General features: G+C 53.8%; 14 protein-coding genes. 10 read left to right on the top strand and 4 right to left on the bottom strand.

The window, feature by feature from the left end; translation table 11 throughout:
• Positions 1 to 12 precede the first annotated feature (12 nt).
• The 3 genes from rsmG (at position 13) to EU557_RS04560 (ending at position 2,699) form a co-directional block, all read left to right on the top strand.
• Positions 13 to 645, top strand: a complete 633-nt coding sequence (gene rsmG, locus EU557_RS04570; RefSeq protein WP_135529551.1) for a 16S rRNA (guanine(527)-N(7))-methyltransferase RsmG — start codon at positions 13 to 15, stop codon at positions 643 to 645.
• A gap of 234 nt (positions 646 to 879) precedes the next feature.
• The gene (locus tag EU557_RS04565; RefSeq protein ID WP_135529213.1) at positions 880 to 1,332 is read left to right on the top strand and encodes a MarR family winged helix-turn-helix transcriptional regulator; all 453 of its coding nucleotides are present in this window, start codon (positions 880 to 882) and stop codon (positions 1,330 to 1,332) included.
• On the top strand, positions 1,323 to 2,699 hold the full coding sequence (locus tag EU557_RS04560) for a serine hydrolase (RefSeq protein WP_135529212.1): 1,377 nt from the start codon (positions 1,323 to 1,325) through the stop codon (positions 2,697 to 2,699). Before EU557_RS04565 ends, EU557_RS04560 begins: the two co-directional genes overlap by 10 nt.
• Before the next feature lie 29 nt (positions 2,700 to 2,728).
• Here the strand turns inward: EU557_RS04560 and EU557_RS04555 are convergent, their stop codons facing one another.
• On the bottom strand, positions 2,729 to 3,715 hold the full coding sequence (locus EU557_RS04555; protein ID WP_135529211.1) for a YheT family hydrolase: 987 nt from the start codon (positions 3,713 to 3,715) through the stop codon (positions 2,729 to 2,731).
• Between the two features lie 415 nt (positions 3,716 to 4,130).
• Between EU557_RS04555 and EU557_RS04550 the strand changes: the two genes are divergently transcribed.
• Positions 4,131 to 4,721, top strand: coding sequence for a DUF4142 domain-containing protein (locus EU557_RS04550; protein ID WP_167855085.1), 591 nt, complete (start codon positions 4,131 to 4,133; stop codon positions 4,719 to 4,721).
• A gap of 251 nt (positions 4,722 to 4,972) precedes the next feature.
• The gene (gene rpsT / locus EU557_RS04545; protein WP_135529209.1) at positions 4,973 to 5,230 is read left to right on the top strand and encodes a 30S ribosomal protein S20; all 258 of its coding nucleotides are present in this window, start codon (positions 4,973 to 4,975) and stop codon (positions 5,228 to 5,230) included.
• A gap of 295 nt (positions 5,231 to 5,525) precedes the next feature.
• On the opposite strand, the gene pyk is transcribed toward rpsT, so the two are convergent.
• Together pyk and EU557_RS04535 are read right to left on the bottom strand one after the other, a co-directional pair.
• Positions 5,526 to 6,965, bottom strand: a complete 1,440-nt coding sequence (pyk, locus tag EU557_RS04540) for a pyruvate kinase (RefSeq protein WP_135529208.1) — start codon at positions 6,963 to 6,965, stop codon at positions 5,526 to 5,528.
• Positions 6,966 to 7,147: 182 nt separating this feature from the next.
• Entirely contained in the window at positions 7,148 to 7,576 is a 429-nt protein-coding gene (locus EU557_RS04535; RefSeq protein WP_135529207.1) for an IPExxxVDY family protein, read from the bottom strand.
• A gap of 162 nt (positions 7,577 to 7,738) precedes the next feature.
• On the opposite strand from EU557_RS04535, the gene EU557_RS04530 reads away from it, so the two are divergent.
• From EU557_RS04530 to lgt, 5 genes are all read left to right on the top strand, one after another.
• Positions 7,739 to 7,975 carry an acyl carrier protein gene (locus EU557_RS04530; protein ID WP_019948606.1) on the top strand — a complete coding sequence of 79 codons (237 nt, stop codon included), beginning with the start codon at positions 7,739 to 7,741 and terminating at the stop codon, positions 7,973 to 7,975.
• 101 nt (positions 7,976 to 8,076) lie between these two features.
• Positions 8,077 to 9,324, top strand: a complete 1,248-nt coding sequence (gene fabF / locus EU557_RS04525) for a beta-ketoacyl-ACP synthase II (protein WP_135529206.1) — start codon at positions 8,077 to 8,079, stop codon at positions 9,322 to 9,324.
• Positions 9,325 to 9,350: 26 nt separating this feature from the next.
• Positions 9,351 to 10,073 (top strand): ribonuclease III, encoded by a 723-nt coding sequence (gene rnc, locus EU557_RS04520; RefSeq protein ID WP_245326162.1) that lies wholly within the window; start codon positions 9,351 to 9,353, stop codon positions 10,071 to 10,073.
• A gap of 137 nt (positions 10,074 to 10,210) precedes the next feature.
• Complete coding sequence (nadE, locus tag EU557_RS04515) at positions 10,211 to 12,145, top strand: NAD(+) synthase (protein WP_135529204.1); 1,935 nt, start codon at positions 10,211 to 10,213, stop codon at positions 12,143 to 12,145.
• 145 nt (positions 12,146 to 12,290) lie between these two features.
• The gene (gene lgt / locus EU557_RS04510; RefSeq protein ID WP_135529203.1) at positions 12,291 to 13,283 is read left to right on the top strand and encodes a prolipoprotein diacylglyceryl transferase; all 993 of its coding nucleotides are present in this window, start codon (positions 12,291 to 12,293) and stop codon (positions 13,281 to 13,283) included.
• Positions 13,284 to 13,367: 84 nt separating this feature from the next.
• Here lgt and fbaA read toward each other — a convergent pair whose 3' ends face one another.
• Positions 13,368 to 14,456: a class II fructose-bisphosphate aldolase gene (gene fbaA / locus EU557_RS04505; RefSeq protein ID WP_135529550.1), complete on the bottom strand. Its 1,089-nt coding sequence runs from the start codon at positions 14,454 to 14,456 to the stop codon at positions 13,368 to 13,370.
• Positions 14,457 to 14,595 lie beyond the last annotated feature (139 nt).

The raw sequence follows: 14,595 nt of genomic DNA, 5'->3' as shown, positions 1-14,595 counted from the left end.
TTTGCGCCTACGATGGATATTATCAACCACTACTTCCCACACCTCACAGAACAGCAGCGGCGGCTGTTTCAACAGCTCGAAACTGAATTCCGCATCTGGAACGAGCGCCTCAACCTAGTGGCCCGCACCGATGTCGACAACCTTGCCGAGCGGCATTTTCTGCATTCATTAGGCATTGCGAAAGTGGTGGAGTTTCCGGCGGGTGCGTCGGTGCTGGATGTAGGAACGGGAGGTGGCCTACCGGGCCTGCCGCTAGCTATTCTGTTTCCGGAGGTGAAGTTTCACTTGGTTGATAGCATCGGCAAGAAAATTCATGCTGTGCAAGAAATGGCCCGCGACCTAGGCCTCTCCAACGTCACGGCCGAGCAAACCCGGGCTGAGCAGCTACGCCCGAAATACGACTACGTGGTAAGCCGCGCCGTAGCCCGCCTAGCCACTTTCCATACCTGGATTGCGCATCGCTACAAGCCCAACGGCCACGCCAACAGCGGCCTCTATTATCTCAAAGGCGGTGACCTAACCGAAGAAATTGAGGAATCAGGGTTGAAAGCCACGGTTCATGATCTAAAAGAGTTCTATCAGGAGGAGTTCTTCGAGACGAAGAAAGTAGTTTACGTACCTGCCAGTTCAGCTAAGCAGCGCTAGGCCACTCCTGAGAGGATGGTTGGCCAATTCTTGCATTTTCAATACAACGCCATAGCGTAGCAAAAGCCCTTGTTTCTCTTATGAAGCAAGGGCTTTTGAGTTATAAAGAGCATCCAGGAAGAGGCCTTGTTTCTAAATTTTCCTGAAGAGTAGTAACGCAGTGGACTATAATCGAGCATTCTGTACCTTTCTGTTGATATATCAACTATATTTACATCAACTATAGTGTGCCATATGATTGTAGATACCCCCACTCAGACTGTTCTCTACACGCTTGAGCAAGCCATCAAAGCGTATCGTAAGCTGTGTCAGCATAATCTGGATGCTGTCGCCGGTGATATTACGGTAGATCAGGCTCTCACTCTGATAGTGCTGGATAAACATCCTTCCCTCAATCAGCAGCAAATTGCCGAGCTAGTCTTTAAAGACAAGGCCTCCATTACCCGCATCATTGAGCTCTTAATTCAGAAAGGATTGCTGACCCGGGAGTTGCACCCCACGGATCGTCGCAAGTTTGCGCTGTCCATTACGGCACAGGGCAAACATATTTTGGCCCGCTTAAGCGACACAATTCTACTCAACCAGCAAACGGCGCTGGCAGGCCTAGAGCAAGCAGAACTGCAGCAGTTCCACCAGACTTTGCAGAAAATTATTGCCAACTGCGTAGCGCCGCCACCATGCGCTTAGCCCTCATTACTTTCTTGATTTGGCTATTGGGCGCTAGTTCTGGTTTAGCCCAACAAGGCGTGCAGCAACGGTTGGCAGCCTATATGCAGGGTCAGCATGACATCAACCACTTCGCTGGGGTAGTGCTGGTTACCCGTCACGACTCCGTACTGTTGCACCAGGCCTACGGGCTAGCCGATTATGAGTGGGCCGTGCCTAATACCCCTGACACTAAGTTTGCCCTGGCCTCCATCACCAAATCCTTCACGGCCGTAGCTATGTTGCAGCTGGCGGAGCGGGGCCAACTGCAACTCACAGACAAACTCGATAAGTTCTTTCCCCGCTTCCCTAACGGCCACGCTATTACTCTGCACCAGTTGCTGACCCACACTTCAGGGCTGGCCCTGGACTTTGAGTCGCAGTACCTGGACCATACGGCAGTATCACGCGACTCAGCTTTAGCCTTTATTCAGCGGCTGCCCGTGCAATTTCCGCCCGGTACTCGGGTAGGCTACAGCAATGTTGGGTATTACCTGCTAGGCCAGATCATTGAGAAGGCCTCCGGTATAACCTATGGAGAGTACTTGCAGCGCAACATCCTCGATGTAGCCGGTATGACTAGCACCGGTCTAAACAGCAATACCACCCTAGTACCACGCCTGGCCCGACTGTACTACCGAGAGGGAGGAGCATTCGTGAAGAACCCTTACATCAACTGGGACCTCAACTTGGGGCACGATGGGCTGTACTCTACCGCTGGCGATTTAGCCAAACTGACCCAGGCCCTGCAAGGAACAGCGCTACTGTCAGAAAGCTCAAAGGCGCTCATGGTCACTCAGCACAACAAGCAGTTTCCAGGCAATGGCTTTATTGACCGGTACGGGTACGGGGTGTTTGTGAATCCGTACTATAATCAGGGCCATTACCTACTAACCCATAGCGGAGGCTTCTTTGGAGCCATGACCACTTGGGACCGGTACCCCAATGACGGGATTTTGGTAATAGTGCTGTCGAATAATGAGGCTGAATCACATTGGATCAGCTACGGACTGGCGGCCATTCTATTCGGCAAACCCGTGGAGGTGCCCTACAGCCACCAGCCTATTACGCTAGCACCGGCCAGTGTGCTGCCGTATGCGGGACAGTATGGGGCGGTTACTATTCTGCACGCTAACGGCCAGCTGTATCTGCAGGATATGAAAACGCCCTTGGTGGCAGAGTCACCGCGCAAGTTCTTTCGTCAAGACAATCCCGACCGCACAGTAGAGTTCTTAACTACTTCCAAAGGAAGGGTGTACGCTCTAGTCTTAACGAAGGGCGGAGTAAAAGAAACAATGCTCAAACAGAAGACAGCTCGCCAATCAGAAAGAAACCAGGGCGCACTATAGAGAACTGGTTGTCATTACTGCCCACTGGCCTAGGCTGGTACTTCAGCGGTCAAAAACTGCACAGCTCGTCGTTCAGAGTAATAAGCACCATCGGGTGTGCCCTCAGCAAAGCCCACATGGCCGCCGTCCGAAGGCGTTTCCAGAAACACATATGGGCTCTTAGCAGCTACGTCCCTCGGAAAACAAGTAGGGGAGAGGAACGGGTCGTTCTGCGCATTCACAAGCAACGTGGGCACCTGAATGTTGCTGAGGTAGCGCCCGGAGCTAGAATGCTCATAGTAGTCATCGGCCGATTTAAACCCATGCATAGGAGCCGTGAAACGCTCATCAAATTGAGGGAAGTCCTGTAGCTGATCTAGGTTGTGCAGATCTACCTGACCGGGCAGCAGTTCCGCCTTCTGCCGCATTTTGGCGCGCAGGCTCTTTAGGAACCGGCGCTGATAAATCCGGTTTTCCGGACGAGCTATCTGGTAGGAACTAGCCTTCAAGTCAGTGGGTACAGAGAATACAGCAGCTCGCTTTACCTCTTGAGGTACTCGTTCTGGTTTTTCGCCTAAGTATTTCAGTGTAACGTTGCCGCCCGCCGAGAAACCTGTGAGATACACCCGGCGGTAGCGGCCGGTGCTTAAAGCATAACGGACTACGAAGTCCAGATCATCGGTATCGCCGAGGTGGTAAGAGCGCAGCAAACGGTTCATCTCACCGCTGCAGCTACGATAATTCCACGCTAGGGCATCTAGGCCAGCTTGGTTTAGAGCCCGCACCATGCCACGCACATAGGGCCGGGAGGCATCGCCTTCCAGACCGTGCGAGACGATGGCGAGCCCATCAGAAGCTTGATCAGCCGGCTGCCGCGACCAGTCGAGGTCCAGAAAGTCACCGTCGTTAGTTTCTATTCGTTCGCGCTGGTAGCGTACGTCCGGCACTGTCCGCCACAAGCTCGGTACGATGGTCTGCAGATGACCATTGAACAGGTAGAACGGAGGTTGGTACGAAGAGTTAGCAACGAGAGGCATAAGTCAGCAAGCAAAAGTGAAGCGTCAGTCAGATAAAATAAAGCCTGAGTAATAAGTATGCATGCATACAAATAAGATCTGGCAATTGTTCTTGTTATACAGTGATTTATGGGATTATGTAATATAATATTGTTGCGTTTGCTGTTGCAAATAGTGTAAGGGTTTTTCGATGCTATAATCTCAGCAGTAATAGGTTAAAAGATGAGCTTAGTGCTTGATAAGCAATAAAAATATTTACTATTTCTAATAAAACGCGTATACCCTTACCTAAGTCCTAACTCTCTACACTATGAAGACAACAAACGTATTTCCACAGTTTCTTGTAGCCAGTGCTCTACTATTTAGCACTGCTTGTTCTACCTCAAATACTGGTGCCGGCTCTGGTACGACATCGGGCAGTTCAGCTGGCTCTGGTATGAATACGGACGCTACCAGTGGTTCAGCTGACACTGGGGCAACCTTAGGTACCAATAATACTGGTACCGACATGCGCTCTAGCAGCTCCTACCCAGGCACAACTCCTGTAGGCGGAACATCTGCCACCGACATGACTGCCTTTATGGGCACATTTGCCACCATGCAGGATCCAGTGTTTCTGATGACAGCCGCCAGCAGCAACTTGCTGGAAATTCAGCTAGGCCAGGCAGCGGCTCAACGCGCTTCAAACGCTGAAGTAAAGCGGTTCGCACAGATGATGGTGGACCACCACACCAAGGCTACGCAACAGCTTAAAAGTGTTGCTACGCCTCTAGGCGTTACCATGCCGCAAACCCTAATGCCCATTCACCAAGCTATGGCCGATAAGGTACTGGCCAAATCAGGTAAAGAATTTGACGAGGCCTACATGGATGCCATGGAAACTGCCCATAAGATGGATGTAGCCATGTTTGAGGTAAAGGACAAAGCGGCAGACACCCCAACCGTGAAGTCCTTTGCTACTCAAACCCTTCCGATGCTACGCTCACACGAGAAAATGGCTAGTGATTTAGAGAAAAAGGTTGATTAGCCTTTCCAAACAAGTTGCTAGGCTAGTTATGCCTTAAATGAAATCCCTGCCTGTACCAACACAAGCAGGGATTTCATTTGAGGCACAACTGGCCTATAAGGGTAACTACGGTTGTATTTCCACTAAACCACCATGTTAGAGCTACTATTGCTCCACTCATCTACATTGAGGGTTTGCTATTTCAAACCAAACCCTTACCTTTGCCAACCCAATTGAATTGATTTCGAGCAGAAGACCATTTTTCTTAACCCATGGCAAATCATAAGTCGGCCCTGAAGCGTATCCGCTCCAATGAAGCGAAGCGCGTGCTGAACCGTTACCAGGCTAAATCCACTCGCACCGCTATCAAGAAGCTGCGTGCTACCACCGATGCTTCGGCTGCTCAAGAGCTGCTCCAGAAAGTATCGTCGATGCTGGACCGCTTGGCCAAGAAGAACATCATTCACAAGAACAAAGCCGCTAACAACAAGTCGAAGCTGGCCAAGTTCGTGAAGACGCTGGCTGCCTAAACGGCAAAACTGGCGTTTCTGCTCTTTTATAGAAAAGGCACCGTGCTGCAGCGCGGTGCCTTTTCGTGTATAGAAGCCTAGCACTTTCTGAAGTGGATCTCAGCAACGTGCAGAGCTAGATAATGCATCATACGTGCGTAGCATGCGAATGCTAGGCCAGTTGCTAGGCACAAAACAGAGTATTTGAGGCTGCAACACTTTACTCAAAAGAGTTACTGCCTACTAAGCCTACACACAACCACACAAAAAAGCCCGGCCGAAATATCAGCCGGGCTTTTTTTAAGCAGCGGAAGCGCTAGGCCACGCTTACTTTTACCATGTTGGTTTTGCCCTTCTCGTTGATCGGCATAGAGGCGGTGTTGATAAACACATCACCTTTCTGCAAATGCCCGGAAGCAGTCAGAGCATACTTGATGTCTGAAACGGTACCGTCGGTGCTGATCATGCGGTCGTAGTAGAAACCACGCACACCCCAGATTAGGCTCAGCGTAGTCAGCAGTGAACGGTTATCGGTGAAGATAAAGATGTTCGCCTTGGGCCGGTACTTGGCAATCTGGAAGGCCGTGTAGCCACGGTGCGTCATACCGGTAATGGCTTTGGCGCCGGTGTTCTTGGCCAAGTGGCAAGCCGCCGACAGCACGCTATCCACCATGAAGGTTTGTGAGGTAGGGTCGATGGGGAACCAGTGGTTGTAGAGGCTCGGCATACGAGTCTCTACACTCATAATAGTGGCCACCATTGAGCGGATAACCTCCGCTGGGTAAGCACCCACGGCCGTCTCAGCAGAAAGCATTACAGCATCAGCACCGTCGATTACAGCATTGGCTACATCACTGGTCTCGGCGCGGGTAGGGCGGGGGGCCGTAATCATGCTCTCCATCATCTGAGTAGCTACGATAACGGGCTTGCCAGCCTTATTGCACTTCTCCACAATCATCTTCTGGGCCATTGGCACCTCCTCCATCTTCACCTCTACACCCAGGTCGCCACGGGCCACCATTACGGCATCGGTCAGTGCAATGATTTCGTCGAGGTTCTTGAGACCTTCTGGCGTTTCGATCTTGGCAATTACTTTGGCGGTCTTGCCACTCTCCGCAATCAGGCCTTTGATGAAGCGAATATCTTCGGCACGACGGGCGAATGAGAGGGCAATCCAGTCAACATCGTTCTCCAGACCAAACTTCAAGTCCTCAATATCCTTCTCGGTCATCGATGGAGCGGATACTTCGGAGTCGGGCAGGTTAATGCCTTTGCGGGGCTTTACAGTGCCACCGTAGATAACCTCTACGTCTACTTCTTTATCACGGTCGGTAGCCAGCACGCGCAGCTCAATCTTACCGTCGTCGATCAGGATCATGTCGCCGGCCTTTACGTCGCGGGCTAGGCCTAAGTAAATCGTGCTTAAGCGCGTGGCTGTAGTAATTTCCTTCTCACCACACACCAATTTAATCCGGTCGCCTGCCTTGATTTCAACGGCACCGCCTTCTACTTCACCCAGCCGAATTTTTGGGCCCTGCAAGTCCTGAAGCAGGCCTACGTGGGTGCGCATATCCTTATTGAGGCGGCGCACCGTGTTAATCACCGACAGATGGTCTTCGTGGCTGCCGTGAGAGAAGTTCAAACGGAAGACGTCTACGCCTTCGCGGATGAGCATGCCCAGCTTTTCGTAGGTATTAGAAGCCGGGCCAACGGTGGCCACAATTTTGGTTCTATTAAAATGCGGACGAGGTTCCATGCAGTGAGGTATGGGCTGGTTGAAGAGATTGATATGTCGGTTCCAAAGCTGGCAGCCGCGCAGCAAAGGACCTTCTTACGTGAGCACAGGACGCAGAAACAGAGGCTCTGTTGCAGGTGTGGCAGACGTGAGAAGGTCCTTCGCTGCGCGTACGCTAGGTAGGAAATGGACGCAATGGAAGCTCAAAAGAGCAGATTTTCTTTGAATTTTAGGTCATTTGGGTCCAACTGACTAACCAGTTGCACCTCCGGCAAAGCGGTTAAACACGAGAGCAAAGCCTCTGCAGCTAGTACGCCCGTGCCATTGCTTACCTGCAGCAAGTAATCGTACTCTTTTATGTCGGGAGCCAAAAAAGGTTTTTTCAGGGGCGACGGGTCTACGGAACGGTTGCGCAACAGGCGCAGCGTGTAATGCTCAGTAGCATGCAGGTAGTTGCTGATAACGAGGCGTCCACGGGTGAGCAGGTCGTAAATTAGGTCCTGCTGTTTCACCAAACGCAAGTGCAACAAGCGGTTTAGCGTCCAGGCCAGCGTGTGCTCCCGCGAAGACGAAACGAGCCCGAATAGGTCGAAGTCGCAGTCATATTCTACGTCTAGCGTTAAGGTTTTCATAGGGCGTAAAGGGGGGCAGAGGAGGCAAATTTAAGCAGGCGAGCGGCCCTATGGAACCTCCACGGTCATAATCTTGTACCCGGAAGATTAGGGGGGCGAAGTTTGACAATGTTAGGGAAGATGGTGTTATTTGTGCCGAGTTTTCCTTAAACCCCCACGGAAATGTCTGAAATTGCAGAAAAAGTAAAAGCCATCATCATCGATAAACTCGGCGTAGAAGCTTCTGAAGTAACCCCCGAAGCTAGCTTCACCAACGACCTGGGTGCTGATTCGCTGGATACTGTTGAACTGATTATGGAGTTCGAAAAAGAATTCAACGTGTCTATCCCTGACGACCAGGCCGAGAACATCGGTACCGTGGGCCAAGCCATCAGCTACCTCGAAGAGCACGCCAAGTAGTCCAAGGCAAGCTCTTTACCCTTTGAGTGCTTACCGGCCGGCTCGCCGCCGGCCGTTTTGCTTTCTTACCATTCCTTTCTTTCGCTTCTCTGAGCCAGCCTATGTCTCTTCGGAGAGTTGTCGTGACCGGCCTGGGTGCTATTACCCCGCTCGGCAAAACCGCCCCCGCCTATTGGGAGGGCCTGAAGGCCGGCGTTAGTGGCGCCGCGCCCATCACCCGTTTCGATGCCACCAAGTTCAAGACTCGCTTTGCGTGTGAAGTGAAGGATTATAATCCGGATGATTACTTCGAGCGCAAGGAAGGTCGGAAAATGGACATCTTCACTCAGTTTGGCCTGATTGCCGCCGATGAGGCCATTCAGGATGCCAACCTGGAGGGAGTGGACAAAGACCGTGTGGGTGTCATTTGGGGCTCCGGTATCGGGGGCCTTACTTCCCTGCAAGCTGAGTGCATTGCCTTCGCCAATGGCGACGGTACCCCTCGCTTCAATCCTTTCTTCATTCCGAAGATGATTGCCGACAGCGCGTCGGGCAATATTTCCATCAAGCACAAATTCCGCGGTCCGAACTTCGTGACGACTTCGGCTTGTGCATCATCTTCTGATTCCATCATCTCCGCCTTCAACTACATCCGCCTGAACATGGCTGATGTAATGGTAACGGGCGGTTCCGAAGCAGCTGTCACTGAGTCGGGAGTGGGTGGTTTCAACGCCCTTAAGGCCATGAGTGAGCGCAACGACGCTCCCGAGCTGGCCTCACGCCCTTATGATAAGGAGCGAGATGGTTTCGTACTCGGCGAAGGTGCTGGTGCGCTGGTGCTCGAAGAGTATGAGCATGCCAAAGCCCGCGGCGCGAAAATCTACGCTGAGCTCATTGGCGGCGGTATGTCGGCGGATGCTTACCACATTACCGCCCCCGACCCCGAGGGCAATGGCGTAGTGCTGGTGATGCAGAACGCCCTGCGCGATGCCGGTATTTCACCCGCAGATGTAGACTACATCAACACCCACGGTACCAGCACCCCCCTCGGCGACGGGGCGGAGGTGAAGGCTATCCAGAAAGTGTTTGGTGAAGATGCCTACAGGCTGAACATCAGCTCCACTAAGAGCATGACGGGCCACCTACTGGGTGGTGCTGGCGCCATTGAGGCCGTAGCTTGCATCCTGGCGATGCAACACGACCTCGTGCCACCAACCATCAACCACTTCACCGATGACCCGGAGCTGGATCCTAAGCTGAACTTCACGTTCAACACGGCTCAGCCCCGCGAGGTAAACGTGGCGATGAGCAATACCTTTGGATTCGGTGGCCACAACACGTCGGTCATCTTCCGTAAAGTTCGCGACTAATGCCAAGGCCCGGTCAGCCCCTTCCGTTGTTCGGCTTTTTTCGCCGACTGTTGGGCCATGACCGGGCCTTTCGGCAGGCTATTGCCACCGTTACGGGCAGCACGCCGGACAATATCCGGCTCTATCATCTGGCGTTTACGCACTCCTCCATTATTCGGCAGCAGCCGGAGGTAGGGCGGCACCAAAGTAATGAGCGGCTGGAGTTTCTCGGCGACGCCGTGCTGGGCACGGTGGTAGCGGAGTACCTGTTCCGTAAGTTTCCCTATGAGCAGGAAGGCTTCCTGACGGAGATGCGCAGCCGCATCGTAAATCGGGAAAGTCTTAATGGCTTGGCTTTAAAAATTGGCCTCGATAAGCTCGTGCAGCTTGACCCCGCCCAAGGCCGCGCCGCCCGTTCGCGCTCCGTGAATGGCAATGCGCTGGAAGCGTTGGTGGGAGCTATTTACCTCGATCATGGCTACAAAACAGCCCGCAAGTTTGTGCTGAGCCGCCTGATTAAGCCGTTTATCGATGTGAAGTCGATGACGACGACGACCACCAATTTTAAAAGCAAGCTGATTGAGTGGGCTCAGCGTAACGGCCGCAACATGCGCTACGACCTAACCGGTGAGCCTAGGCCAGGTGGCGTTATGGAGTTCTCGGCTACGGTAGTAGTTGACGAAAACCCCGTGGCAACCGGAATGGGGCTCTCGAAAAAGCAAGCCGAGCAACTAGCGGCCGAGCGCGCCCTAGAAGTATTAGGCGTCTAGGCCACTTTGCTGGTCATAAATCGTAGGCTCTGGCGTTGGTCAGGGCTTTTTGCGTTTTGGGAGTGGCCTAGCGGCAACCTGATCTGGGGAAATAGAGTTGTTTTGCAGAACGATCTTCCTTTTCGATTTCCAGACCCATGCGAATAGCCGGCGCCGCCATCAACCAGATACCTTTCGACTGGACCCATAACCTGCGAACCATCCGCGAAGCCATTGAGCAAGCCAAAGCCTCCGGTGTGCAACTGCTTTGCCTGCCCGAGCTCTGCCTGACGGGCTACGGCTGCGAAGACCTGTTTCTGAGTGAGTGGCTGCCCCAGTCGGCACTGGAGCACCTGCAGCAGGTGCGCCCCTGGACCGATGGTATTTGTGTGGTGGTAGGCCTGCCCGTACGACTTAACCACCGGACGTACAATACGGCGGCTGTATTGCGCGATGGGCAGATTCTAGGCTTTGCTGCCAAGCAGTTTCTGGCTAACGATGGTGTGCACTACGAGCCTCGCTTCTTCCACCCATGGCCCGCTGGTGAGACAACTACTGTACAGTGGGAAGGGGAGGAGTGGACGCTGGGCGACATGATCTTTGAGCACCAGGGCGTAAAGTTTGGCTTTGAGATTTGCGAAGATGCTTGGCGGCCCGATGATGTGCGGCCCGCTTGTCGCCTCAAGGGCCGGGTGGATATGATTGTGAATCCATCGGCCAGTCACTTTGCCATGAGCAAGACCGACCTACGGTACAAGCTGGTGCTGAATGCGTCCCGCAATTTCAATTGCACGTACCTCTACGCCAACCTACTAGGCAACGAGGCCGGTCGTATTATTTACGATGGTGAGATTTTGGTGGCTCGCAACGGGCACCTGCTGCTGCGCAACCAACTCATGAGCTTCAAGGAGGTGGATATGGAATGCGTGGACGTAGATTTCGCTACGGAGCAGGTGCGCGCCGAGGAAATTCAGCCATTGCCCACTCCCGACGAGTACCGGGAACTCAACCAGGCTCTCAGCCTGGCACTGTTTGACTACCTGCGTAAAGCCCGGAGCCGTGGCTTTGTATTAAGTCTGAGCGGCGGCGCCGACTCCGTAATGTGCGCCGTAGCCGTAGCCGAGCTAGTACGCTTAGGCACCGCCGAACTAGGCACCGCCGAGTTTATGCGCCGGGCCGGGTGCTTTACCACCGAAGACATTGAGGCGCTGGCTGGCCCGGTAGCGCCCGTGCCCGACCAAAATGCCCCGGGGCCTAAGGATGCCTCGCACTCAGAGCCTGATTGGGAGCAATCTCGCGTAAATCAGCAGCTCACGGGCCGACTACTTACCTGCGCCTATCAAGGCACCGTTAACTCTTCCGACGACACCTTTAACTCGGCAAAAGAGCTGGCCGATTCTATTGGAGCCGTGTTCTATAACTGGACCATCGACGATGAGGTGACGGGCTACGTGGGCAAGATTGAGCACGTGCTAGGCCGTGAGCTAACTTGGAAGACCGACGACTTAACCCTGCAAAACATTCAGGCCCGGGTACGCGCCCCTGCTATCTGGATGCTGGCCAACATCCAGAATGCGCTGCTGATGACCACCTCCAACCGCTCAGAGGCCAGCGTAGGCTATTGCACAATGGATGGCGACACCGCCGGCTCCATCTCGCCTATTGCTGGTGTTGACAAGGCGTTTGTAAAAGATTGGCTCCGCTGGGCCGAAACGGCACTGAACTACCCTGCTTTGCGCCACGTGAATGCGCTGCAGCCCACCGCCGAGCTGCGCCCACCCGAAGACAAGCAGACCGATGAGCGGGACTTGATGCCGTACCCGCTACTCAACCGCATCGAGCGGCTGGCTTTTTACGACCGGCTCAGCCCGCGTCAGGTATTCAATGTGCTGCAAGGAGAAGAGGCCGGTACTGACCCTGAACTGCTGAAAACCTATGTGAAGCGCTTCTATAGCCTCTGGAGCCGCAACCAGTGGAAACGCGAGCGGTTTGCTCCTGCTTTCCACCTCGACGACTACAACGTGGACCCACGCTCCTGGCTGCGCTTCCCCATCCTGAGCGGCGGCTACACTGAGGAATTGAACGGCTTGTAAAGGCCCTTGCATAGGTAAGCTGCGCGCGGAGTTTGGAGAGGCTGCTAGGCCACCTGCCAGATTCCGCGCTTACCTTGACGTAACACTATAGGCGCAGCTAAAACCGTTTCCGTACTTTCGGGCCTGTATTCTTCCTTTTCTGCTTATGAGCTTTCTAAGCGCTATTCTCTGGAGCCCCGACCCCGATATCGTTAACATCGGGCCACTGACGTTGCGTTGGTATGGATTGTTGTTTATGTCGGGCTTTGTAGTCGGCACATTTATTCTGTCGCACATCTACAAGTCGGAACGTACATCGCCGCGTTGGGTTGATGTCATTACCATTTACGTGCTGATTGGCACGGTGCTGGGCGCGCGGCTAGGCCACGTGTTCTTCTACGACTGGGCTTCCTACAAAGACCAACCCTGGGAAATCCTTAAGATCTGGCACGGTGGCCTAGCTAGCCACGGAGCCACCATCGGTATCATCTTCGCAGTGTGGCTGTTCAGCCGCAACAACAAGTTTGATGTGCTCTGGACCCTCGACCGTATTGTGCTGGTAGTAGCCGTGGGCGGTGCCCTCATTCGGATGGGCAATTTGATGAACTCCGAGATTGTAGGCCGCCCCACCGACAAGCCCTGGGCCTTCGTATTTCCGCGCGATGTAGAGCACCTGCAGCCCTATAGCCCCGACCAACCCGTGCCCGAAGGTTCTTACCAAGTACAACGCACGCGGCAGGCCGATGGCAGCATAAAAGTAGATGCGCAACCGATGAGCACCAGCATAACGCCGGGCTCGGAAGTAGCCGTACCTCGTCACCCTACCCAGATTTACGAGTCGCTATTCTGTGTATTCCTGTTCGTGCTTCTCTATGGCATGTGGAACCGCACTAAGGAGCGCACCCCGCGCGGCCAACTCTTCGGGCTGTTTGTGGTGCTGCTGTTTTCCTTCCGCTTCTTGGTAGAGTTCCTGAAGGAAGACCAAGTAGCTTTTGAGAAGGGCATGACCCTGAATATGGGGCAGTGGCTGAGCGTCCCCTTGGTATTTATTGGCCTCTACGTGTTCTGGCGCGCCGGCAAGAACCCCAACAATCCCTACGGCTACGCTCCGCGTGACTTAGGGCAGGAAGAAGCCAAGGAGGCAATTACGTCCCGCTAGGCTAGGTTAGTGGTTCTTACATAAATAAAACGGCCCCGCTCTCACCTGAGAGCGGGGCCGTTTTGCGTACCGAAAGCTAGGCCACTAGGGGCGCTTACCTACGGCGTTGAGATCTTCGAAGGCCGACTTCAGACGGGTTACGAAGGTCTTCTCACCTTCGCGCAGCCACACGCGGGGGTCGTAGTACTTCTTGTTGGGCGAGTCTTCACCGTTGGGGTTACCAATCTGGCTCTGCAGGAAGCCTTCATTCTTCTGGTAGTAGTTCTTGATACCATCCCAGAACGCCCACTGCAAGTCAGTGTCGATGTTCATCTTGATGGCGCCGTAGCTGATAGCTTCGCGGATTTCCTCCTGCGAAGAGCCCGAACCGCCGTGGAATACGAAGTTGATGGGGCGCTCATCGATCAGGTTAAACTTCTCCTTCACGTACTCCTGCGAGTTCTTCAGGATAACAGGCTGTAGCTTCACGTTGCCGGGCTTATACACGCCGTGTACGTTGCCGAAAGCGGCCGCAATAGTGAAACGGGGGCTGATTTTGCTCAGCTCTTCGTAAGCGTAGGCCACTTCCGAAGGCTGGGTATAGAGCTTGCTGGAATCCACATCGGAATTATCCACGCCGTCTTCCTCGCCGCCGGTTACGCCCAGCTCGATTTCCAACGTCATCCCGATCTTGTCCATCCGCTTCAGGTACTCCTTGCAGATTTCGATATTCTCCTCAATAGGCTCCTCCGATAGGTCGAGCATGTGCGAGCTGAACAGGGGCTGACCGTACTGAGCAAAGTGCTTTTCGCCAGCGGCTAGCAAGCCATCAATCCAGGGCAGTAGTTTCTTGGCAGCGTGGTCGGTGTGCAGAATCACGGGCACACCGTAGGCCTCAGCCATCAGGTGCACGTGCTGGGCACCCGAGATACCACCGGCAATGCTTGCCTGCTGCTGGTCGTTCGGGAGGCCTTTACCAGCGAAGAACTGGGCGCCACCATTAGAAAACTGGATGATAACCGGCGAGTTTAGGTCGCGGGCAGCTTCCAGCACACCGTTCACCGTATCGGTGCCGGTTACGTTCACGGCGGGCAGGGCAAAGTTGTTTGCCTTGGCGTATTCGAAGAGCTGCTGCACTTCGTCGCCGTGCAGCACACCGGCGCGTAGGCCAGTAAGAGTGGATTGTTCAGCCATTTGCTGGGGGATGATGACGCGGGCTAGGGGAAGGTCGCGCCGGGTTACGGAATCAGAAGCCAAACTTAAGGAAAGAACAGGGCCTATCCATAGCTTAACAAGCAGCAAGGCTAAAACCTCATTGCTAATCAGCCATGAT

The organism is Hymenobacter wooponensis (assembly GCF_004745865.1).
Taxonomy (GTDB): Bacteria; Bacteroidota; Bacteroidia; order Cytophagales; family Hymenobacteraceae; genus Hymenobacter; species Hymenobacter wooponensis.
This window is presented reverse-complemented; position numbering and strand designations above follow the sequence as displayed.